Genomic DNA, 23,902 nt, shown 5'->3' on the forward strand with positions numbered 1-23,902 from the left:
TTAGGTCTTTATCTTACAAAAATCAGATAAGGAGAACTCTGCTTCGCTTCAAAATGTCGTAAAAAACATCAATTAATGTTCTCGAAAACAGTTGATCTGTGTTTGATTTTGCTCTCTTTATAGCCTTTCTGGATCACATTTACCTTAGTGATTAATATCAATGTTACGATTTTTCATCAATATTAAATGTAATTAATGTTTACGAAAACAATGTTGGTTTGCTATGAACGAATTTATTCATCTACAAAGTAAAAATCACAGCTTGATCATTAAGACAGATCGAGTCCCTGAAGTGCTGCATTGGGGTACAAAGATCGCTCAGATCGATGAGGATCTATTGTTGTCTACTGAGCGTCCAATTTCTCAAGCGCGCTTGGATGTCGATGTTCCACTATCACTGTGTCCTGAGTTGGGCAGTGGCCATTTCAATGCTCCTGGTATTGAGGGGCATCGGGATGGATTGGACTGGGCACCAGTATTTAATTTGGTTGCGACCAACCAAAGTAGAAATGCTGTTGAGTTCACGCTTCGTGATGATGTGGCAAAGCTGGAGCTTACCATTGACCTTGAGCTGGATTTTGACTCTGATGTACTTAAAAAACGCACCTCGCTGAAGAACTTGGGAGACAGCCGTTACTACTTGGGTAAGCTTTCATCAACGCTTCCATTGCCAAACCATGCCAACGAACTAATGACCTTTCATGGTCGCTGGTGTCATGAATTCCAAACTCAGCGTCAACGTTTTGAGCATGGTGGATTTATGCAAGAGAACCGTCGTGGCCGTACTTCACATGAGAATTTTCCTGGGCTGTTTGTGGGTAGCAATGGTTTTAGCGAACAGAACGGTCAGGTGTGGGGTTTCCATTTAGGTTGGAGTGGTAACCATCAGATGCGTGCAGACGTTCGTAGTGATGGTCGTCGATTTGTTCAGGCTGGAGAGTTACTTCTAGCGGGTGAATCTATCTTGGATACGGACGAATGCTATCAAAGCCCTTGGCTTTATGGCTGTTACAGCAATTCTGGTCTCAATGGTATTTCGCAGCGTTTTCAGAAGTTTGTGCGCCAGAACATCGTTAAGTTCCCGGTAGATAAGCCTCGTCCTGTGCACCTTAATACCTGGGAAGGCATTTACTTTGACCACAAGCCTGAATACATCATGCAGATGGCAAGTGAAGCCGCAGAGATGGGAGTGGAGCGCTTTATCATTGATGATGGTTGGTTTATTGGCCGCGATGGTGAGCGCGCCGCTCTTGGTGATTGGTACCTAGATGAAGTGAAATATCCAAATGGTCTAGAGCCAGTAATTGCGCATGTAAATGAAAAGGGTATGGAATTTGGTCTTTGGGTTGAGCCTGAAATGGTGAGCCAAGACTCTAACCTGTATCGTAATCATCCAGAATGGGTGTTAGGTCTGCAAGGGTATCATCAGCCATCAGGTCGTTGGCAGTACGTTCTGGATCTGCAAAATGAAGGTTGCTTTAACTACTTATTTGAGCGCCTTAATGATCTACTGACCCGTTATAACATCACTTACCTTAAGTGGGATATGAACCGCGAACTTGTTCAACCTGGACATCAAGGTCGCCCTGCGGTTCACGGCCAAACAATGGCACTGTATCACTTAGTTGATGAGTTAAACAAAGCGCATCCTGATGTTGAAATAGAGTCTTGTTCGTCGGGTGGTGGTCGAATTGATTTTGAGATTCTAAAGCGTACGCAACGATTTTGGGCTTCTGACTGTAACGATGCATTAGAGCGCCAAGCGATCCAAAAGGGTATGAGCTACTTTTTCCCTCCTGAAGTAATGGGGGCTCATATCGGTCCTGATGAGTGCCACTCAACCAATCGACGTCATCATATTAATATGCGCGGCGTAACCGCTCTCGGTGGTCATATGGGGGTTGAGCTTGACCCTGTAAAAGAGCCTCAAGAAGAAATAGAAGCCTTCTCTCGCTACATTGCTCTGCATAAGAAATATCGCCACTTGCTGCACAGTGGTCGCAGTTTCCGTATCGACCCTGCGGACAAAAATCAGAACATCTACGGTGTTGAAAGCGATGATGAAATGTTGATAACAGTTTGTCAGTTAGCCATGCCAGATCATGCGCTTCCATCACCTCTTCGCATTAGCTGCACTGATACTGACGCCAAATACCAAGTGAAATTGGTAGAGATGCCACAGATCAGTTTTCAGTTGATGAAGCAACGTCCTAAATGGCTGGACAAAACACTGACTCTCAGCGGCGATAATCTGAAAGAAATAGGGATAACACTGCCTATTCTCGATCCAGAATCCGCTCTGATTGTGCACCTACAAAAAATCTAATAACGAAAAAACCTCTGTAAAACACTACCGGCAGCGAGGTATTGCTGCCGAATAAAAAATAACAAATAAAGGAAAACAAAATGTCTATAACGGTATTACTATCGTTCTTTCTGTTTACTGGGTTTGTGGTGGCTTACACCTATAACAAAGTAAAGAATGACAAGAACACCTCACAAGACGGTTTCTTTCTTGGCGGAAGAAGCCTAACCGGTGGCTTGATTGCGAGTTCACTTATTTTGACTAACCTCAGTGCAACAAGTTTTGTTGGTATGAGCGCACAAGCTTACACCCACAACATGAGTGTTATGGGGTGGGAAGTGGCCTCTGGTGTGACACTCGTTATCATCGCTTTGATGCTCGTGCCACGCTACTTGAAGCAAGGTATTACCACCATTCCTGATTTTTTGGAAAGTCGCTACGACCTTTCTGTGAAGAAGTTTGTTACGCTACTTTTCCTTTGTCAGTACGTGATCAACATTTTGCCGACAACTCTTTATGCAGGTGCTGTGGTACTGGGTGAAATCTTTGACGTTCAGGCTCTATTGGGCATCTCTGAATTCAGTTCTATCGCTCTGATTGCGGCGACCATAGGACTACTGGGTTTCTTCTATGCGATCTATGGTGGTTTAAAGGCGGTCGTTATCGCTGATACTATCAATGGTGTTGGCCTGATTATTGGCGGCCTAATGATCCCGGTATTTGGACTTATGGTATTAGGTGGCGGTAGCTTCGGTGCAGGATTGGATACTTTGCTAACAGCCGCTCCTGAGAAGCTGCAGTCTGTGGGTACTTCAACGGATCCACTGCCGTTCTCGACGCTATTTACGGGTTTGTTGCTGGTGAACCTTTACTACTGGGGTACTGATCAGTCTATTATTCAACGTGCTCTTGGTGCAAAGAATCTAAAAGAAGGTCAGAAGGGCGTTATACTTGCGGGCGCGATTAAGGTTATTTCACCTCTATTTCTTATCATCCCTGGAATTATCGCATTCCATATCTTTGGAGCAGATGCGGGTAACCCAGATACCATGTACACACGTTTGGTTAATGAGGTTCTGCCTAAACCACTGGTCGGCTTTTTTGTTGCGGTGATGTTTGGTGCCATCCTAAGTACCTTCAATGGTGTATTGAACAGCTCAACCACCTTATTTGCTCTTAATGTGTATAAGCCTTTATTTGGTAAAGGAAAGACTGATGAAGAGTTGGTGAGTAAGGGCCGTATCTTTGGTGTGATTATTGCGATAATTTCTGTATGTATTGCACCTTTCATCATGTATGCACCAGAAGGCTTGTTTCAATACCTACAAATGGTTGCGGGCTTCTTTAGTGTGCCTATCTTTACCATTGTGTTTGTGGGATACATCTCTAAGCGTGTACCTGCTATTGCAGCCAAGATTGCTTTGACAGTATTCGTATTGTCTTACGCGGCAATGCAGCTAGTGTTTGATACACCGATTCACTTCCTACACCAATTGGCTATCTTGTTTGTCGTGTGTACGGCTCTGATGTTCATCATTGGTCACTTTATGCCTCGTGAGACCGAGTATGTGATGCCAATCAATGAGAATATTGATGTTACACCATGGGCATTTCGCTTTGAGGCGTCAGCCATTATCTTATACATGGTTCTAGGTGCTTATGTGATGTTCTCTGATGTCGGCTTTGTTTCTAATGACCCAACAGTAATGCAAGTCTATGGATTCTGTGGATTGGTTATGCTTGCAGGAATCGCCTTCCGCTTACTAAGACGTAAGGCAAAAAACAAAGCAGTGGCATGTGCCTAGCGGCGTAAAATAAAGCCACATAGATAAGTTTTAAAAGCCCTTGCTTTAGCCTTCATTACACAATGTATGGATAAAGCAGGGGCTTTTTGCTGGACGCTTTAAATGCTTTAAATATCAAGTATGTTATTTTTAGTTGGAAAATTAGTTGGTGATCACATTGCTGTCTTCTTGAGTAAGGTGTATGCCATTTTTATGGCTGAATAATACAGCGATAAGGGCAGCTATCAGCGTAATATTTATAAAGTGAGTTCTTGTTCCTTTCTACTAATCACATCTAGAACCCCTTCTATGCTTAGTCTCTAGCTTGACCTACCTCAATCTAAGCTTGTCTGTTACTGGTTGTTTCGCGCGCTGAGCAGAAAAACAACAATCGTCGTTAAGATCTAAAAAAACACCATTTTGACGTTTTTGACGAGCAGTGGTGATAATCACACTTTCAATATAAAAATACCTCAACACAGCCTAGTTTTTGAGTGATCATTAAAGTGCTAATGAATATTTAATCATTATAAAACAATGACTTAATATGTATTTATTTCGGGTTTTACTCATATTTGTCCTTGATTCACTAAATTTGCAATGCGAATTAACTCGTTTTAGATTATATGCAGACCTACTCATTAGCTGATTTAGAAAAATTAAAATACCAATAGGGACTTATCATGTTGAAAAAGAGTTTGATTGCTACCTCTGTAATAACGGTACTGGCTGGGTGTTCTTCAATGCAGGATTCATCACAGACTACAGTGGACCAACTCGCTAACAATCTGGATATTAAATACCAAGTAATGACCAATCATGGTGCTGAAGATGGCTTAAAATGTCAGGACTTAGGTGCAGAATGGGCTTCATGTAACCAAGTTAAAATGACTTTGGTTAACGAGGGTGAAGCTGTTGATTCAAAAGACTGGGCTATTTATTTCCATAGCATTCGTTTAGTTCTTGAGATTGATAGCGATCAATTCAAAATCACTCGTGTAACAGGCGACCTACATAAATTAGAACCAACAGATAAATTTGATGGTTTTGAAGCTGGTGAGAAAACGGAAATATTGCTGACTAGCGAATACTGGCAGTTATTTGAAACTGATTTCTTCCCTGGCGCATTTGTGACTGCTGATGGCGCTGAACCAAAGAAAATCGTTTCTTTAGATACTGAAGATGTTTCAAGTTTTGTTAGCGGTTTAGAAGGTGACAACCTTAAGCGTCACAGTGGTGATAACAACATCATTGCTACAGCGGCTTCGCGTTTTGATAAGAACAGTGACGTGGCACGCGAAGACGTAACAGCTGCAATCATTCCTTCTCCTTCCCTTACCCAAGTTGGCGAGGGTTCAATTGATATCTCTAAAGGATTGAAACTCGAAGGAACGGCTTTTGAAGCGGATCAACTGGGTGCTCTTCAAGAACGCGCTAAATTACTAGGTGTTAACCTAGAGGGCGAAACGCCAGTTAGTGTCGCTATTGCACCTACTGAGTTTGATAAAGAATTCGCAAAAACGGGTGCGTATACTCTAGATATAAATGATAAAGGTATCGCAATTAAAGCGTTCGACCAAGCTGGCGCATTCTATGCAATGCAATCAGTGTATGCGCTAGTAGATATCCAAAACCCAACAGAATTACCACAGTTAATGATTAAAGATGCGCCGCGTTTTGATTACCGTGGTGTTATGGTTGATGTGGGTCGTAACTTCCACTCAAAAGAAGCTATTCTTGCGACCATTGAGCAGTTATCTGCATACAAGATGAATAAGCTACACCTTCACTTGAGCGATGATGAAGGTTGGAGACTTGAGATCCCAGGTCTTCCTGAGTTGACAGACATTGGTTCAAAACGTTGTTTTGATATGGAAGAAGAAACGTGTCTAATGCCTCAACTAGGTTCTGGTCCATATTCAGATAACAATGGTTCTGGCTTCTTTAGCCGTGCTGACTACATCGAAATCTTACGTTTCGCTAAAGCAAATAATGTAGAAGTTATTCCTGAAATTGACATGCCAGCTCACGCAAGAGCTGCGGTTATGTCAATGGAAGCTCGTTACAACCGACTTAGTGAAGCTGGTGATGAACAAGCTGCCAACGAGTACCGTTTGACCGATCCACAAGATACATCAAACGTAACCACAATCCAGTTTTACGATAAGCACAGCTTTATCAATCCATGTATGGACTCATCAGCTCGCTTTGTAGATAAAGTGATCTCTGAGGTTGCAGCAATGCACGCGGAAGCAGGCGCACCGTTAACTACTTGGCACTTCGGTGGTGATGAAGCGAAGAACATCAAACTAGGTGCTGGCTTCCAAGATCTTTCTGCTGAAGAAAAAGTAGCATGGAAAGGTAATATTGAGCTAGACAAACAAGATATGCCATTTGAGCAATCGCCACAATGTCAGGCATTGGTTGCTGACGGCACTGTGAGTGACTTCGGACACCTTCCAAGTCACTTTGCAGAAGAAGTGTCTAAGCTGGTTGCAAAGAACGGTATTGCAAACTTCCAAGCTTGGGAAGATGGTTTGAAGTCAGCTGAAGGCGCACAGTCTTTCGCGACAGAAACAACCCGTGTTAACTTCTGGGAAACATTGTACTGGGGCGGTGCTGCTAGCATCTATGAGTGGGCAAACAAAGGCTATGATGTAATTGCATCGAACCCTGATTATGTCTACATGGATTTCCCATACGAAGTTGATGCTAAGGAGCGCGGCTACTACTGGGCAACGCGAGCAACTGATACACGTAAGATGTTTGCTTTTGCACCAGAAAACATGCCTCAAAACGCCGAAACTTCTGTCGACCGCGATGGCAACGGATTTACGGCCAAAGGTGAAGTTGAAGCTAAGAAACCATTCCTTGGTTTGTCAGCTCAACTTTGGTCTGAAACTGTACGCACTGATGAGCAGTACGAGTACATGGTATTCCCACGTGTAGTTGCCGCTGCTGAGCGTGCATGGCACGCAGCTAGCTGGGAAAATGAATACCAAGCAGGCGTTGAGTACTCTCTAGAAACTGATCTTGTAGATAAAGATGCACTTCTTGCAGATTGGACTCGTTTTGCCAATGTAATGGGTCAACGTGAATTGGCTAAGCTTGAAAAAGCGGGCATTGATTACCGTTTGCCAGTACCAGGAGCTGAGGTTGTTGATGGCAAGCTTGCTATGAACGTTCAATTTCCAGGTGTAGAACTGCAATACTCAGTAGATGGTGAAAACTGGGTGACCTATCAAGACGAGCAACGTCCATCAGTTTCTGGTGACGTATGGATTAAATCAGTATCCGCTAGCGGTGAAAGGGAGAGTCGAGTAACACAAGTTAAGTAAACTACGTAGGGTTTGTTTATTTCCTCTTGGCCAGCACTAGATGCTGGCCCTTTTTTTGCCTCGAATTAAGTACGCATATTTGAGATTCAATGCCAATAGTGATGCTAGCCATCAGTCGCCACTTGCAGTGGCTGTTGTTTTTAGTCTCTAGCGACTTAAGGGGGGGACATCCTGCATTAGCCCTGTCTACTCTTTCCTTTCTACACAATTAACATAAGACACGTTATTGCTGGAGTCTCTTATCGGCAATCTTATGGGGTGTTTAGATCCCCGACCGGAATGCCGGCCCAGAAAACCACTCGGGGATGACAGAGTCTAGAAATACTGATTTAGCTAAAGCATTGATATGAATTCGAAATTCACAATCTAGGGACTCTAATAGATGCTTGCTGGCCCAAGTACAAAACTCACCAAAACCCGTCATACTCGAGTGCTCCTATCGAGTATCTGCTATTGTTGGTATCCCACAATGCCACGCCGAGATCTCAGATAGGGGCTTTAAGATATATGTGCGACCCAAGTACAAAATTCACCGAACCCCATCATACTCGAGTGCTCCTATCGAGTATCTACTATTGTTGGTATCCCACAATATCACTTCGAGATCTCCGATAGGGGCTCTAAGGTATGTGTGCGACCCAAGTACAAAACTCCCCGAAACCCGTCATACTCGAGCGCTCTTATCTAGCATCTACCATTGTTGGTATCCCACAATGTCATTCCGAGATCTCCGATAGGGACTCTAAGAGATGTTTGCTGGCCCAAGTACAAAATTCACCGAAACTCGTCATACTCGAGCGTTCCTATCGAGTATCTACTATTTTTACACCCCGCAATGCAGCTCAAGCTCAGGGATCATTACTTCAAAACAAAGCTGAGCGAGAGAGTATCCGCTGCAGTTCTTGGCCAAATCTTATAACCACTCTCTTTTATTAAGCTTTCTTGAGCGAAAGTACGCCTATTTTTACCTTCACATCCCTACCAATATACTCAACTTAATTCACATTCTTAATTTAGATTGTGTGGTTTGCCGTTAAAAATGATTTAACGGGAGGTTTGTAATCTCTATATGCAGTTCTTTCAATTGCTTAGCTTAAACTTAGATCACATTTCCTGTGATTATTTTGAACTTCTGTAAATTGAAATCTAAATCCAGTATGACCCACTTCAACTTTTCCTCGTAATTCAGAGCTGAAAGTCGTCTTATTGTGACGACTTTTTTCTTTATTGATTGAATTTGACGATTTTGACGTTACATAACCTACTGAAAGTATTGAGTTAATTATCTTTAGGTTTTTTGATAGTGAACTTGCTCAAACAAATCCCTCACACTTATTTCGTGTTTGAAAAAATCTGCAAGAATTATCCCAGTAAACAAAAACGGCACCGGAAGTGCTGATTACTCAAATAAAATAATTTATAAAATACAAGGGGTTCCTTCATGTCTCTGTTCAAAAAGTCTTTAGTAGCGGTCGCGTTATCCAGTCTTTCACTAAGTGGCGCAGCACTAGCTGCGGGTATCCAAGGTGAGAATGCCGCAGAAAAATTTTTAACAAAGAGTGATTTTTCATATGAGGTATACGGCATCATCGCTTTGCAAGCAGCATACCGTGATTACGATAGTGGTGATTCAGCTACAGACGACAACTTAAGTGGCATGCAGTTGAACAACGAGTCCCGTATTGGTTTTCGTGGCAAGAAGCAATTCAAGAACTTTGGTCCAACATTCTTGTGGCAAATTGAAGGTGGTTATGTAGATCCAAGCTTTGGCGGTTCAGGTGCTGGTCTTGGTGAGCGTGATACCTTCGTTGGTTTTGAAAGTGAAGGCATGGGTCAAGTTCGTTTAGGTCGTGTTTTGACTCCTATTTACGAACTGATTGACTGGCCAGCATCTAACCCTGGTTTGGGTGATGTATACGACTGGGGTGGTTCAATTGGTGGTGCAAAATACCAAGACCGTCAATCAAACACGATCCGCTGGGATACTCCCAAATATTTTGATGCGTTATCTTTTGACCTAGCGGTTGGTGCGGGTGATGAGGCTGCACTTGGTGCAGGTGATGATTACTGGTTTGGCGGTGCTGCGCACTACAACGTGGGGCCTTTCCAATTTGACCTAGCGTATGAGCGAAATGATAACTTCAAATCGGAAGGTGCAGTGTGGACGAACGATACTTACCTAGCTGGCATTCAAGCATGGTTTGAGAATGGTATTTCATTCTTTGCTCAGTACAAACACATGGAAGCCTCTACAGATCAAGGCACAGATGAGACACAAGGCGCTATGTCTACAGGCCTTATCTACACCACGGGTGATTGGCAGTACAAGCTAGCTTATGCAATGAACTTCGAGCTTGAGCGTGATGGACAAACTATCGACAACTCAGACGATAACGTAATCTCTGGTCAGATTCTGTACTTTGTTGACCCATCAGCTGTTCTGTACGCACGTGCACGTACTCTAGACTTTGGTGATAAAGTTGTTGCAACGGATAGTACAGACCTTCGTTGGAAGTCTGATGACTTCATGGAATTCTCAGTAGGTGTTGAATACTACTTCTAATTCAGTCAATTTAATAAGGGCGCCTCGCGCCCTTTTTGTATTTAAATTTATAGGAATTATTTTTATGAAAAAGTCTTGTTTAGCCCTGGTGACTGGCCTTTTAATCAGCTCTACCGCATTTGCTGACAGCTTGCTTTCTTTTCAAACTGAGATAGTTCCTCAGGTCGTTAATAATAAAGCGGTCGATAACGGTATCTTTACCGATATTGACCAAATTAAAATCGCTGCAGGTAGTAACCAAATTGGCGTAACTGTCGGTCAAATTGTATTTGAAGACGCTAAACGTCGTAAATTTGATTCAAGCCTGATGCTGATGACGTTTAAAGCTGACGATGAAGACAGTTACCAGTTATCTTACAAAAAGATGCGAACAATGGAAGAAGCCAATAAGTTCGATAAATCTCCAGAGTTTACTTTGACAGATGGTTCGGGTGAGGCAATAGACTTTGAATTAGTGGTGTTACCAAAAAGTGGTTTTCAAGGCTTCAACGACTATGAAAAACAAGTGGTTTCGTACAATAAATTAGTCAATAGTGGCACAACTTCAGCAACGGCAGTTGCAGCGGTTTCTGCAGCACCAACCACTGATGGCACTGAGGTATCTGAGGGCATTAAGGCTCAGTTCTCTAATCTTTCTCGAGATGAGCAACAGCAGTTCATGCAATGGGCGATGCAGAATCTTAAATAGAAAAAGTTCTTTCTCGTCTGAAATTTAATCTGCAGTTTCTCTTTCTACCGTATAGAGGGTGGTCAATGGGTAGACATCACTTTGGTGATTGAGAGAGGAACTTATGAGATTACTATTAACCGCTGTATTTGCCAGTCTATTGACAGCATGTGCAGCGACGCCATCTAACTCTTCTTGGCAAGAGATCGGGTATAAGCAAGGTGCTAAAGGGTTGCCGATGCAAACCACTGCCAATCTAGAGCAACGCTTTGACCTTGATATGGTGAAAGAGGGTGAATACACCGAATACCTTGCTGGCTTTGAACAAGGTAAGCAGAAGTTTTGTAACCCAGTTCAAGCGTACGAGTACGGAACGTGGGGCAATAGATATAAAGGGCAATGCAGCGGACTCCCGGAAGAAGCATTGATCGCTGAGCAGATGAAATTAGGTTACGAAAGATACATATTTAGTGATAGCGAAGGCTATTACCCTTAACGTTACCTCAAATTTTTAAGGCTCCTTGGTACTTTTCATGTTGAGTATCTAGGGGCTTTATTTTTCCCGTGAAAATACTCTGTATTTCTATCCAATCTAACACCCTATCAATTTTTATAAGCAGTAAAAGTACGGCCACTTTGCGTGACTTTCGTCACTTTTTTCTGTTTTTGTCCAGATTGTTGCTTCAATTTATCTAAATCTACTTTGATTCAAGTCCCACTCAACCTATCCATATTCGATAGTTATCGTGATCATAGTCACCTTTTGTATTTGTTGTTGAATTCTCTATAAAATTTACATTTTAATTAAGTTGTTGTTTTTATTGATTTAATTAACTTTTATTTTTTTTATAAGACAAGTTGATGTGATATATGTCGCACTGCTGATAGCTTTATTTTTCTTTGCGAATTAACTCAAGCAGGATGCATCCAAGTCATGGAGACATTGTAGCTACTGAAAACGAGTTCGAATTCGAATCCGAAAGTGCAGTACTACTGAAGCTGAAAAGGATTTGCTCTTGGTTCTAGAAGGGTTGCCAAGAAAATCATTAGAAGAGCTTGTGAATTGAAGCTCTCAATAAATTCTAGTTTGACAAATGTAGGTATAAACATGAAAAAAGTTATCGGGTTAAGTGCACTGGCATTGGCTGTTTCTTCTCCAGCATTCGCATCTTCTTACGTTACAGGTAATGTTCAGTTTCACGATGACGGTCGTATCCACGGCTCAAAATCAACTTCGACACTAGAAGCGGGGCATACTTTTGAAAACAGTTTAGGCGGCCTGACTCTTTACACTGAGTTTGACGGCATTCAGCTTGGTGAGATTGTTACTGAAAATGGTGGTGCAGGTAATACTACTCCAGCTATCACTGTTGGTGGTGAGCAAGCATTTAACCTAACCGATCACCTGTGGGTTGCGGCAGGTTACCAGCACTTGATTTCTGCGGGTGACTCTATTCAGTACCGCCCATTAATTAAGATTGGCTACAACTTCGATAACGGCCTTTCTATAAGCAACCGTACTCGTGCTCATATTGATGCAACGGATGCAGACGCTGATACTGATTACCGCATGGATAACCGCATTGCTTATGACTTTGCAGACATGGACCTTGCTCTAAGTTACAACAACGTTTACATGATTGAAGGCGAGACAATGGATCACGAGATCCGTGCAACCTGGACACGCAACGGTGTTCAGCCTTACTTCGAGTTCCGTAGCCAAGCAAATGGTCTTGATAATGCGCAAGGCGATAGCCTAGTAAACAATGCCTTCGTATTTGGTGCCTCTTACGGTTTCTAAGCTTATTTCCTCGTAGGGCGTTTACCTTTTTTGCCCAGTAAACACACCGAAGGGTGTTAATTGTTTGATTTGCCGAGCTGGATTGTCAGCTCGGCTTTTTTGTTTTTAATACTCGGCGGTGATCTCGTAGGAAGTGAATTTACGCAGGTTAATTACGCCGGTATCAAAGTATAAGTATTGGCCTTTGATGCCGAGTAGAGTGCCGCCTAAACGTGGTGTTTTATCAAAGTTCAAGGAGCTGATCTTGGTTGGGTATTCGGTTACTGGGTAGTCGATCTCAACAACGTCAGCGTCTAGACGTTCAATAGCGTCTGCGCCGAATCTAAGCTGAAGTTCTGATAGCTTTTCTTCTATCTGAGGAATCAACTCTTGCGATCTCTGCTTTAGGTCTATGTTGTCTGCTTTGCCTTTGAGCATGTTGCGCCAGTTGGTCTTATCCGAAATAAACGCTTTTAATGCCGTTTCAACCAAACCCGATTGAAGGCGAGAGCTGACTTTGAAAATCGGTAGGGCTTGATTGGCTCCCTGGTCTATCCAGCGCGTAGGTATTTGTGTATGACGAGTAATCCCTACTTTGATAGCTGTAGTGTTTGCCAAATAGACGTAGTGGGGTACAAAGCAGTTATCCTCGCCCCATTGCGGCTCCCGGCAGGTGCCTTTATCAAAATGACAGGTTTCTGGTTTCATTATGCACATGTCGCATTTGGCAAGCTTGGTCATGCAAGGGTAGCAAAACCCTTGTGAATAACTTTTCTTGGTTTTCTTGCCACACTCTTGGCAATGGATGTTGCCCGAATGCTCTAAAGTGAGCTGCTTACCAATCAAAGGCATAAGATCAAGCAACTGATCATCTAGTGGTAATTGATAGGTGACTTGTCCATCTTGTAGAGTGGAGGTCATCTTGCGGATATGGCCAGTTATTTGAGTCATGCTTTGCGTATTCCTTTGTATTTCGCAACCGTTCGCTAGGGTCAACAGACTCTAGTATACCTAACAAAATTGTGACTGTGCTCGTAAAGTTGTTAATAGCGAAAAGAGGGGTTTTAGTTGCTGATTTAGTTACTCTTTGTTGCTTTTACTTACGCATTACAGTTGTAACTTACCTCTCAAAAGTGTGATGTGCGTCATCTTTAACCTATAAATATTGCAATGTGTCATAATACTGCAACATTAATGTTGTTAAGGGGCGTTAGATGGCGCATATTGAAAGGGTGTTAAACATTATCAAGGAAAGCTTATGCATCACCCATCTATGATTGAACATTCTGAATTTGGTCTTATCAGCCGTATCGCTCTATTTTCATTGGCTTCACTGATCTGCGTAGTAAGTTTCATATTATGAATACTCTAAGCTAGGGGAGTATCTGCAAAGCTACATCGGTTATACCAAATACTCCCCGCCCCCGCGTCATTTCACTATCTTAAATTTCACTCTAAATTACCTTACTTAAGGCTTACTCAGCCCCTCTTTAACTAGTTTCAGCTGGATCTCGTTGTACATTTGTACTTCGGTGCTAAAATAGCGACAAATTTTACGCTTATCCAAGCGACTGGACTGTTAAAGGTAAATTCAATGACGGTAAAAACTCGTTTTGCCCCAAGCCCAACTGGCTTCCTACACGTAGGCGGTGCTCGTACTGCACTTTATTCTTGGCTTTACGCAAAAAACCAAGGCGGTGAATTTGTACTGCGTATCGAAGACACCGACCTAGAACGTAACTCTCAAGAAGCAGTAGACGCTATCCTTGAAGGGATGCAGTGGATGGGACTGGATTGGGATGAAGGTCCGTACTTCCAATCTAAACGATTTGACCGCTACAACGAGTGTATCGACCAACTACTAGTAGAAGACAAAGCGTACAAATGCTATGCGTCTAAAGAGTTGCTTGAAGAGATTCGCGCTGACCAAGAAGCTAATAAAGAAGCACCTCGCTACGATGCTAATCACCCTAAAGTTGTTGCAGCAAATGCGGCAGCTAAAGACGGTGACGATTATGTAGTGCGCTTCCGTAACCCGAAAGAGGGTAGCGTAGTATTTGAAGACCAGATCCGTGGTCGCATTGAGATTGGTAATGACCAGATGGATGACCTTATCATTCGTCGTACCGATGGCGCGCCTACATACAACTTTGTGGTTGTAGTGGATGACTGGGATATGGGTATCACTCACGTAGTTCGTGGTGAAGACCATATCAACAATACGCCTCGTCAGATTAACATCTACAAAGCATTAAATGCTCCAGTTCCAACCTTTGCACACTGTGCAATGATCTTGGGTGACGATGGTGCAAAACTGTCTAAGCGTCATGGCGCTGTATCAGTAATGCAATACCGCGATGAAGGTTACTTGCCGAATGCACTAAACAACTACCTAGTTCGTCTAGGTTGGTCTCACGGCGACCAAGAGATCTTCTCAAAAGAAGAGATGATTGAGTTCTTTAGCCTGAATGCTATCTCTAAATCAGCCTCTGCGTTCAATACTGACAAGCTGTTGTGGCTAAACAACCACTACATCAAGACTTCAGAGCCTGAGTACGTTGCTAAGCACCTACAATGGCATTTGGATCAACAAAACCTGAACATAGACAACGGTCCTGCAATCACTGAAGTGATCAAACTAGTCGGTGAGCGTTGCAACACGCTTGTTGAACTCGCTGAGCAAGTTCGCTACTTCTATGAAGACTTTAGCGAGTTTGAAGCGGGTGCAGCGAAGAAGCATCTGCGCGGCGTAGCAAAAGGCCCTCTAGAGTTGGCACTGGCTAAAGCTGAAGCACTGACCGATTGGTCTACTGACTCGATCAAAGATGGCGTAATCAAAGCCGTTTGTGACGAGCTAGAGATCGGCATGGGTAAAATCGGTATGCCACTTCGTGTTGCTGTAACAGGTGGTGGTCAATCCCCTTCTGTAGATGCAGTAATGGAGTTGATTGGTAAAGAGCGCGTTATTGCTCGTATCAAACTGGCACTTGAGTTTATTGCTCAACGCGAAGCAAACGCATAACTAACGTTTCTTATTTAAGCTTATAGTTATTCAAACCGCTAACTTTCAGTAAGTTAGCGGTTTTTTTGTATTATAGTTATGGGAATGTTCTGATGACTCTCGGGTGTGTCCTTGATAACCGTTCTATTCCAATCTGTAAACTCAATAAAGCTTGCGTGTTCGCTGATGCTTTGGGCCGTCTTGTCATCTGGAGCATTGGCCGAGATTGAGTTTACCGAAGATGAACAAGCTTGGCTTAGAGAAGGTCAACGAATTAGAGTTGCGGTATTCGATAGCCATTATCCGTTTATTTACCTTAACGATCGCGGTGACTATGCCGGTATCGTTAAGGATTATCTACAATACATAGAAAAATCGACCGATATTGATTTTATAGAAGTTCCTATATTGACCTTGCAAGAGGGCTATGATGGTATTCAGAGTGGCAAAATCGATCTCTATCCAATGACCTTCAATTTTCAGGGTTCTAAACTCAACCTAGCTTATTCCGCTCCTTATCTTCCATACCACTACTTTGTTTTCACCAACTTTGATCACGCATTATCTTTAGAGATTGACCCAAACAAAATGGATCCCATTAAGCTTGCCGTCATTAAAGGAGGAGCGATTGACCGATTCCTTATGACTCGAGACTTCTCACTAGATATTCAATACTTTGAAAGTGACAGAGAAGCATTGAAAGCGTTAGATAGTGGTGAGGTGGAAGGGTTTGTTGGTGAAAAGGTCTCATCTCAGAGGATAGTGAAAGGACTTAATCTTAAAAATGTTAAGTCCTTTAGACCAGCGAGAGAACTTTATGGGTTGAGGTTACAGATGGCCACTCATCCTGATTCAAAGCAACTGCAGTCTGTCATCGATAAGTCATTGAAGAGTATGCCCTATGACATTCAAAATGGCATCATGGCTCATTGGTATGATAATGAACCCTATAAGAACGAATTAAGTGGCTATACCTACTTTAATCGGACTCCCTATATGTTCGTTCCAGAATCTGCAGTGGGTTTAGAGTTCTCGATCTTACAACATCTCTTTGAATCAATGGGTTATGAGATAGGAACCTTGTTGCAGGGTGATCCAAACTTCAATTATTCCGAAAAGCTAACCTCTGATGATTTAGATTTTGTGACGACACAAGTTTTGAGTAATTCACCTGATGAAACGCTGAATAAAGATAACCTTTTCTACTCCGAACCTTATCTATATCAAGAATACCGTTTGGTCTCTCGGGTCGGAGAGAAGATAGATTTAACACAGGGAAATCAGAAAACAATTGGTACTGTGCTAGGTGTTGATGACATTGCTACGGTGCATGCTGCTAGACAACTGAAAGAGCGATTTGGACGAGAAGTAGATAACAAGTATTTAAAACTCGAGCGTGGTTTAGGTGCCTTGGAAGTCGGCAAGGTAGATTACCTACTAGTGGACTCTCGAGAGTTGGCAGTGTTCTTGAGTAAGGTGGTGAAAATACCGCAGATTAATTCTACTCACGACCACAAAACTCGTTTTTTTGTTCCTTTAAGAATAGGGTTTCGAGGTCCTATTCTTCGCGACAAATTTAACGCAGAGCTTGCTGTATTTAAGCGAAGTGCTAAGTCACGGCGCTTAGAGAAGTTCTATGAAAATGCCGTATTTCAAGCCAAAGCGCAGAGTGCAGCTTTGTTAACGGAGATTGTGGCGTACTTGGTCTCAGTTGAGCGGGTACAGTTGCTGGAGAGAGTGTTTGAAGCCTTTAATTTCTCAGATAGCTTTGAGGCGATTAACCTTCAAATAGGTGACAACCCTAATCAGGTGAGGAACTTTATAAGCACTAACGGGCAACTACGAAAAGTTGATGCATTTAGCCGACAAGGACTTATTTCTATAAGGCAGCCCTTGATTCAAGGGCAGGGCATAGAGCAAACAATTCTCGGTGAGTTAACCATCTATTCTGAGTTGGGTAACAGCGCCTCATTCAATAAAAATTACATCCCTCCCTTGAGTATATTTGAAGGCTTTAGTGTCATTGACTACGAGAGCATTAGAAATATCTATGAACGCGCAGATTTGCATGTCTTCACCCTAAACCTGACCGAGCAAGAGCTAAACTGGATAAAAGAAAACCCGGTAGTCTCCATAGGTATTGATCCTACAGCCTTACCTTATGAGGGCGTGGAGAACGGTGAATACATAGGTATTGTTGCTGATGTATTGAAAGATATGAGCTCTAAGGTAGGGATACAGTTTGAACCTGTGCTGGTGGATTCTTGGCAAGAAACGGTTGATGAAATAGAACAGCGGAAAATACCCATGGTGTCCGCTGCCATGGAAAACAAAAGCATGTTCTATGACTACGTTACGACTTTACCCCTATTTACAGACCAATTGGCTGTCGCAGGTCGAAGTGGATTAGATTATGGGCAGGGCTTGGGCAATATGGGCGGCAAGCGTATTGGCGTTCAGCGTGGTGCCTCTAACACGCCTATATTGATGGATAACTACCCTGAGATAGAGTGGATTCCAGTAGATAGTTCAGCGGTTGGTTTAGACATGCTAGCCCATGAAAAACTCGATGGTTATGTAGACACAACGTATGTGATCAACTACATCTTTAATCAACATTCCTACCGTAATTTGTCGATTGTCGATCGCTTAGACTATACGGTGACACCTACCTTTCATATCCTGAAAAATGAGCCGATATTAACCTCGATTGTGACCAAGGCTGTGCGGTCAATCAGTGCGAGTCAGAAGCAAAAGATAATTAATAACTGGGCATCAAGTCATGTAGTTGAAAAAGTAGACTATCGAATGGTCATACTTGTCTCTGGCTTTTCATTGATAGTCTTGTTGGTGTTTTATGTTTCCAACAGAAAACTGAAGAAGCAAATAGAGGCGACAACAAAGGCTCAACAAGAAGCGTTGGCCAGCCGCAATCAACTGTTCGACATTCTGAACACCTCAAGTATCGCCGCCATCATAGTGCAAAGAGAGAGAATTGTTTATTCAAACAATCGAGCCTTAGAGCAATTTAAACTGAGTAGCGATGACTCGTATGGGTATTTTATTTCGCGGATATATGCTGACACGGTTGATAGAGAAAGTGTGTATAAACAACTTGAATCAAGTGGCAAGGTAGTGGATCGCGAGATGGTATTTCAGCGTGATGATGATACACAGTTTACGGCTTTGTGTAGCTATTACTTGATTGATTATAGGGGAGAACCCGCGGTCTTATTTTGGAGTTATGATATCTCAGAAATTAAGAACCTGAATAAAGATCTTGCAGACGCGACTATAGCCGCCAATATCGCAAACCAAACCAAGAGTGACTTCTTGGCAAATATGAGTCATGAAATACGCACACCAATGAATGCAATTATCGGTATGTCGTATTTAGCATTGGAAGAGAACCTAAACAGAAAGGCTCGTAACTACATTGGTAAAGTACACCAATCAGCTCAATCTTTACTCTTGATCATCAATGATATTCTCGATATATCAAAGATTGAATCAGGTAAACTCGAGCTAGAACAACGTCCATTTTCATTGAGAGAAACTCTGAGAGATATCGCCAATGTTTTGGGCTTCAGAATCGCTGAAAAAAATGTAGACTTCATTTTTAATATCGACCGAATGACCCCCAGAATGGTGATTGGCGATGAGCTTAGGTTGTCCCAAGTGTTAATTAACCTCGGAAGTAACGCTTCTAAGTTTACAGATAAGGGAGAGATATTGATCGGGCTTAAAGCGCATCCTGTGGCGGAGGATGAAAGGTTTTATCGCTACCATTTCTATGTGCAAGATACCGGTATTGGTATCGCGGCAGACAAGCTAGACAAGCTATTCGAATCCTTCCAGCAAGCAGATGCATCAACAACGCGTGAATATGGTGGTACCGGACTAGGGCTTAGTATTAGTAAGCAGATCATTGAATTGATGGGGGGGCGATTCTGGGTAGAAAGTGAATTAAATGTCGGAAGTACGTTCCATTTTGAGATTCAGTTAGAGGTCGCACCAGAGGATCACCTACTCCATGAGCAGATGCAGCAGAATATAAATCTATGGCAAGACATGCCATTCTTTGTTCTCGAACCCTCAAATAAGGGCGTTGATGCATTAAATACGGCCTTAGCGGATATCAATATCGAGCCGATGGTTTTTGACAACTACACTGGTTTAATGGACGCAGTGCGACGAAGTACGTCTGATTTAGAGCCATTGTTCTATCTGTCAGACTTTGCTCTCTCTAGTGACCCCTCGGTATTTCAACATCAATTGCGACAGCTAAAAGACATTGGCCGAGTGATTCTAAGTAGCGCCAATGAAGATAGGGTTACCCTAGCCAAAGAAGAGAAGATTGAAATATTGCCTCGGCCTTGGCTGCCCTATGAGTTTATTCGTCAGATCAGTGGCCTAAATGGCGATGAAAATACGCCTTCAGCAGATGACGCTATCGACCATGCAGAGTTGTTGCGTGGTTTGAGAGTATTGTTAGCTGAGGATAATGAGTTAAATCAAGAGTTGGTGCTTGGTTTGCTCGCTCCGTTCCACCTTGAAGTCGACGTGGTTGAAAACGGCTTTCTTGCGGTAGAAAAAGCCAAGTCTGAAAACTACACCATTATTTTAATGGATATCCAAATGCCTGTGCTTGGTGGGTATCAGGCTACGGAACAAATCAGGCAGTTTGATAAGACTACGCCCATTGTTGCTATGACCGCGAATGCCATGGTCGGAGATGAGGAGAAGGCGACGGCGGTCGGCATGGACGATTACTTGGCTAAACCGATTGAGGTGCCTCGTCTTATGCAAGTCCTAGTGGATGCCGCACAAAAATCACGAGGGGATTCCTCTGCCTCACTGCTGGCATTACAGACCTCAATGCCATCGGTTGAGCATGACGATGCGCAGCTGTTTTTAGTTGAACGAGGCTTACAGACCTGCAATCAGAATAGAGATCTTTTTTTACGGTTGATTGATAAGTACCTTGCCAACTCTTCAAGTCGTGTCGAAGATTTTATTGCTGCTCATGATGGCGGTGATTGGGAGGTTGCGATGCGAGAAATTCATACTCTTAAAGGGACATCGGCAAGCATAGGCGCAATGCTATTGAACCAACTCTGTGTTCACTATGAACAACACCTACACTCAGAGAATAAAGAATTGACTAGTCTACAAATAGCACGCTTACGTTCGCTTACTCAGGAAACCCAGCAGGCAATTCAGACGTACCTAGACAATAGCCAGCGAGCAGAAATAAAAGGCTCAGAGAATGAACAAGCGATCGTTCAGCCAGATGGCAATAAGAAAAGTAATCAAGAGCTCGTTCCTGCCTTGAAGGAACTAAAAAATTTGCTAGAGGACTATGATATTCAGGCTTTAGAGGGACTGCAGGCACTTAGAGTGCAAAGCTTACAGCCTGAACTATCTGCATTACTTGATACGATTGAGGGAGCACTCTCTAACTATCAGTTCGATGAAGCTTTACATGCGATGAATACCTGGCTTGAACACAATGAAAATAACTAGGGTCTGTTGATCTTTTGAGTTTATTTTTGTAGCGATTTGTTGGGTATTTAAACAAGGCAGTCACTTTTAGGTGTGGTGGTTCCACATGAAAAGGGACTAACGCCGTAGAAATGCCCAACAAACGCTACCCGAAGGGCTCGGCTAGAAACCATTTACTCGTCGTTGAGCGTCTTTTGCTTAGATGACTAGGCGGCAAGCCCCTCGCCTTGATTAAATGGTTTCTAGTCGAGCAAAATTTAATCGCAAAAGGTCAACAGACCCTAGGGATAAAAATGCATACTGACACAATGGTAACGATCTCAGAGCAAGATAAACCCCTATTGTTGATTGTTGATGATACGCCGGAAAACATTGATGTATTGGTCGGCTTGCTTAAAAACGACTATCGAATTCGAGTTGCGACCACTGGTGCACTGGCCCTTAAATTGGCACAGTTAAATCCGCTACCCGATCTCATTTTGCTCGATATCATGATGCCAGAGATTGATGGTTTTGAGGTGTGTCGTAGATTGAAGGAGCAAAGCCACACTCAGCCTATTCCTATTATTTTTGTTACCGCCAAAATCAGTGCCGATGACGAAATAAAAGGACTCCAACTAGGGGCGGTGGACTACATAGGAAAACCTATCGTTCCTCCTATCGCCAAGCAAAGAATTGAAACACACTTGGCATTGTCAGATCAAAATAAGCAGTTGTACCTAAAGGTAGAAGAACAAACAAAGGTCATAAAGCAGACTAACGTTGAGTTGCTTAAGAGACTAGGAAGGGCCGCGGAATACAAGGATAACGAAACCGGTATGCATGTTTTGCGCATGGCGAATTATGCCTATGTTTTAGCGAAGTCGTGCGGTATGCCTGATGAACATGCTGATATTTTAAAAGAAGCGGCACCAATGCATGACATAGGAAAGATCGGCATACCTGATGGTATTTTACTGAAGAAGGGAAAATTAGACCCTGAAGAGTGGGAGGTAATGCGTACTCATGTGCAAATCGGTGTAGACATTCTAGGTGATAGTGAAGATTCTAAGCTGATGGAAATGGCTCGTATCGTTGCCTTAACTCATCACGAAAAATGGGATGGTACAGGTTACCCAAATGGCTTGGAAGGAGAGCATATTCCTTTAGTTGGACGCATCTGCGCTATTGCTGATGTATTTGATGCCTTGACCTCCATTAGGCCTTATAAAAAAGCTTGGTCTGTGGAAGAGGCACTACAGTTTTTGGGTGAGCAAAAGAATAAGCACTTTGATGCTACGCTGGTGGATCTGTTTTTAAGCCAAGAGCCTAAAATACGGGAGATCATGCGCAAATATGCTGAGCCTGATTAGGTCCTAGTGATTACTGTTTTTGTCGAGCGCATTGATAGTCTCTATTTCCGCTCGACGAAGGCCCTTAAGCTGTCGCTTGAGGGCCTTGTTTTTATACATATTAATGTCTGCTTCAGACAGCAAGTGATCAAAAGTGATGCTCTTATCATGGTACAAGCTATAACCAATGCTGACTTTGATATTGACGAAGGCACCTTGCACCAGATATTGACCTTGCTCAACTCTAGATTGGATGGAATGTACCAATTGCGCTAACTCTTCTTCGTTCTTAATTCGAGAAACAATAATAAGGAATTCATCGCCGCCCACACGGGCAATCGTATCGTTGGCGCGGACACTTTTTCGTAATCGCTTAGCAACTTGTTTCAATATTAGGTCGCCACTGGCATGACCGTAGTTATCATTGATCTGCTTAAAACCATCAAGGTCTATATTCATCAAGGCAAATCGTGTCCCCGAATGCTTAGCGTTGCCTATGATATTTTTGAGGGTGTAAATAAAGTAGCGACGGTTTGGAAGGCCTGTCAATTCATCTTGCATAGAGCGCTGCCTAGCTTGCAGGTAAAGCATTGAGATGATGGCAAACATGGCGAGAATGATGGACAGTATTAAATAGCCGTACCATCTGACCGGGTTTATTAGGTACCAAAAGGCTGGATTGGCATCCGGCTTTTCAGCAATGAACACCTCCCAATCACCGTAGTTAATTTCAACATCATTCACCAGCAGTGGCTTCTTAATCGCCTGCAGATCACCAAACACTTGTGTAGGGTCTTCTTTGTGCCTTACAGCAATAGAATAAACGCTATCCAATAAGTGAGAGTCTTCTACGACTTTCTGTATGTTAACCAACAGAAGAATGTGTCCTTGGTAAGTGCGACTGCCGATATCTCCTGCGTAAATGGGACTGCGCAGTATGTACAACTCGGGTGCATCTTCAACCTTGTGTACCGTACCTTGAGCCAAGGCCAGAGGGTTACTTTTAAGCTTTTGTATCTGAGTTCTAACTGCCGGAGATTCTGTGGTATCGCGCCCAACAGCGGCGGCGTAGAGCAATTCTGGATAGACATATGTGATGACGTCATCGATAGCGATTCCAAGCCCCATGAGTTGACTGTCGTGATTGAGTAGGCTTTGACTTATTTTTTGTAGTTGTTGATTAGTGATGCTCGGCTGAGTGCTAATGATGTTGGCTAACGTATAGGCAGAGTAGATTTTTTTCTGCAAGGATAAAGACAGCTCAGCTGAAACCTCGGCCACTTTATTTTTCGCGTCAGAAAAGCGGATGGTTTTTAATTGATTTTGTTTAAGGGTGTACTGATTCTCTATGAAATAGGTTCCAACTATTCCACATAATAGTATTGCAGAGGTGATGAGGGCTTTTTCTAGCCTTGATGTTAGTTGCACATTTTCCCACCGGTTCGCATTGCGAATGCATTCACAGAGATTACTTTTGACTGAAGTATAAATAGCATAGTGAATTCTCAGCAGTAATGTAGGACTATTCTTCTGTGTAACAATACGTCGACCTGTAAAGTGAGTGAAGTTTGAGGGAGATCTCGTTTTTTGTACTTATATGGCATTTTTTATTTTAGCCGTTGATTTTA

General features: G+C 42.8%; 12 protein-coding genes. 10 read left to right on the top strand and 2 right to left on the bottom strand.

Annotation, left to right across the window (positions count from 1 at the left end):
• The first annotated feature begins 223 nt into the window (after positions 1 to 223).
• From D5I41_RS11640 to D5I41_RS11670, 7 genes are all read left to right on the top strand, one after another.
• Entirely contained in the window at positions 224 to 2,326 is a 2,103-nt protein-coding gene (locus tag D5I41_RS11640) for an alpha-galactosidase (protein WP_119009915.1), read from the top strand.
• An 80-nt stretch (positions 2,327 to 2,406) separates the two neighbouring features.
• Positions 2,407 to 4,110 (top strand): solute:sodium symporter family transporter, encoded by a 1,704-nt coding sequence (locus D5I41_RS11645; protein WP_119009916.1) that lies wholly within the window; start codon positions 2,407 to 2,409, stop codon positions 4,108 to 4,110.
• A gap of 662 nt (positions 4,111 to 4,772) precedes the next feature.
• A complete protein-coding gene (locus D5I41_RS11650; protein WP_119009917.1) occupies positions 4,773 to 7,427 on the top strand; it encodes a beta-N-acetylhexosaminidase in 2,655 nt (884 codons plus the stop codon).
• 1,441 nt (positions 7,428 to 8,868) lie between these two features.
• Positions 8,869 to 9,990, top strand: coding sequence for a porin (locus D5I41_RS11655; protein ID WP_119009918.1), 1,122 nt, complete (start codon positions 8,869 to 8,871; stop codon positions 9,988 to 9,990).
• Positions 9,991 to 10,054: 64 nt separating this feature from the next.
• On the top strand, positions 10,055 to 10,678 hold the full coding sequence (locus tag D5I41_RS11660) for a YccT family protein (protein WP_119009919.1): 624 nt from the start codon (positions 10,055 to 10,057) through the stop codon (positions 10,676 to 10,678).
• Between the two features lie 103 nt (positions 10,679 to 10,781).
• Positions 10,782 to 11,153 (top strand): DUF2799 domain-containing protein, encoded by a 372-nt coding sequence (locus tag D5I41_RS11665; RefSeq protein WP_017027453.1) that lies wholly within the window; start codon positions 10,782 to 10,784, stop codon positions 11,151 to 11,153.
• Positions 11,154 to 11,765: 612 nt separating this feature from the next.
• On the top strand, positions 11,766 to 12,458 hold the full coding sequence (locus D5I41_RS11670; protein WP_119009920.1) for an oligogalacturonate-specific porin KdgM family protein: 693 nt from the start codon (positions 11,766 to 11,768) through the stop codon (positions 12,456 to 12,458).
• Positions 12,459 to 12,563: 105 nt separating this feature from the next.
• Here D5I41_RS11670 and D5I41_RS11675 read toward each other — a convergent pair whose 3' ends face one another.
• The gene (locus D5I41_RS11675) at positions 12,564 to 13,388 is read right to left on the bottom strand and encodes a DUF2797 domain-containing protein (protein ID WP_119009921.1); all 825 of its coding nucleotides are present in this window, start codon (positions 13,386 to 13,388) and stop codon (positions 12,564 to 12,566) included.
• A 643-nt stretch (positions 13,389 to 14,031) separates the two neighbouring features.
• Here D5I41_RS11675 and gltX point away from each other — a divergent pair.
• The 3 genes from gltX (at position 14,032) to D5I41_RS11695 (ending at position 22,295) form a co-directional block, all read left to right on the top strand.
• Positions 14,032 to 15,459, top strand: a complete 1,428-nt coding sequence (gene gltX / locus D5I41_RS11680; protein ID WP_119009922.1) for a glutamate--tRNA ligase — start codon at positions 14,032 to 14,034, stop codon at positions 15,457 to 15,459.
• Between the two features lie 105 nt (positions 15,460 to 15,564).
• Positions 15,565 to 20,964: an ATP-binding protein gene (locus tag D5I41_RS11685; protein ID WP_235868905.1), complete on the top strand. Its 5,400-nt coding sequence runs from the start codon at positions 15,565 to 15,567 to the stop codon at positions 20,962 to 20,964.
• A gap of 272 nt (positions 20,965 to 21,236) precedes the next feature.
• Entirely contained in the window at positions 21,237 to 22,295 is a 1,059-nt protein-coding gene (locus tag D5I41_RS11695) for an HD-GYP domain-containing protein (RefSeq protein ID WP_119009923.1), read from the top strand.
• A 3-nt stretch (positions 22,296 to 22,298) separates the two neighbouring features.
• On the opposite strand, the gene D5I41_RS11700 is transcribed toward D5I41_RS11695, so the two are convergent.
• On the bottom strand, positions 22,299 to 23,702 hold the full coding sequence (locus tag D5I41_RS11700) for a sensor domain-containing diguanylate cyclase (RefSeq protein WP_119009924.1): 1,404 nt from the start codon (positions 23,700 to 23,702) through the stop codon (positions 22,299 to 22,301).
• Positions 23,703 to 23,902: the final 200 nt, after the last annotated feature.

Origin of the sequence: Vibrio superstes (assembly GCF_003569005.1) — a bacterium.
Classification (GTDB): domain Bacteria; phylum Pseudomonadota; class Gammaproteobacteria; order Enterobacterales; family Vibrionaceae; genus Vibrio; species Vibrio superstes.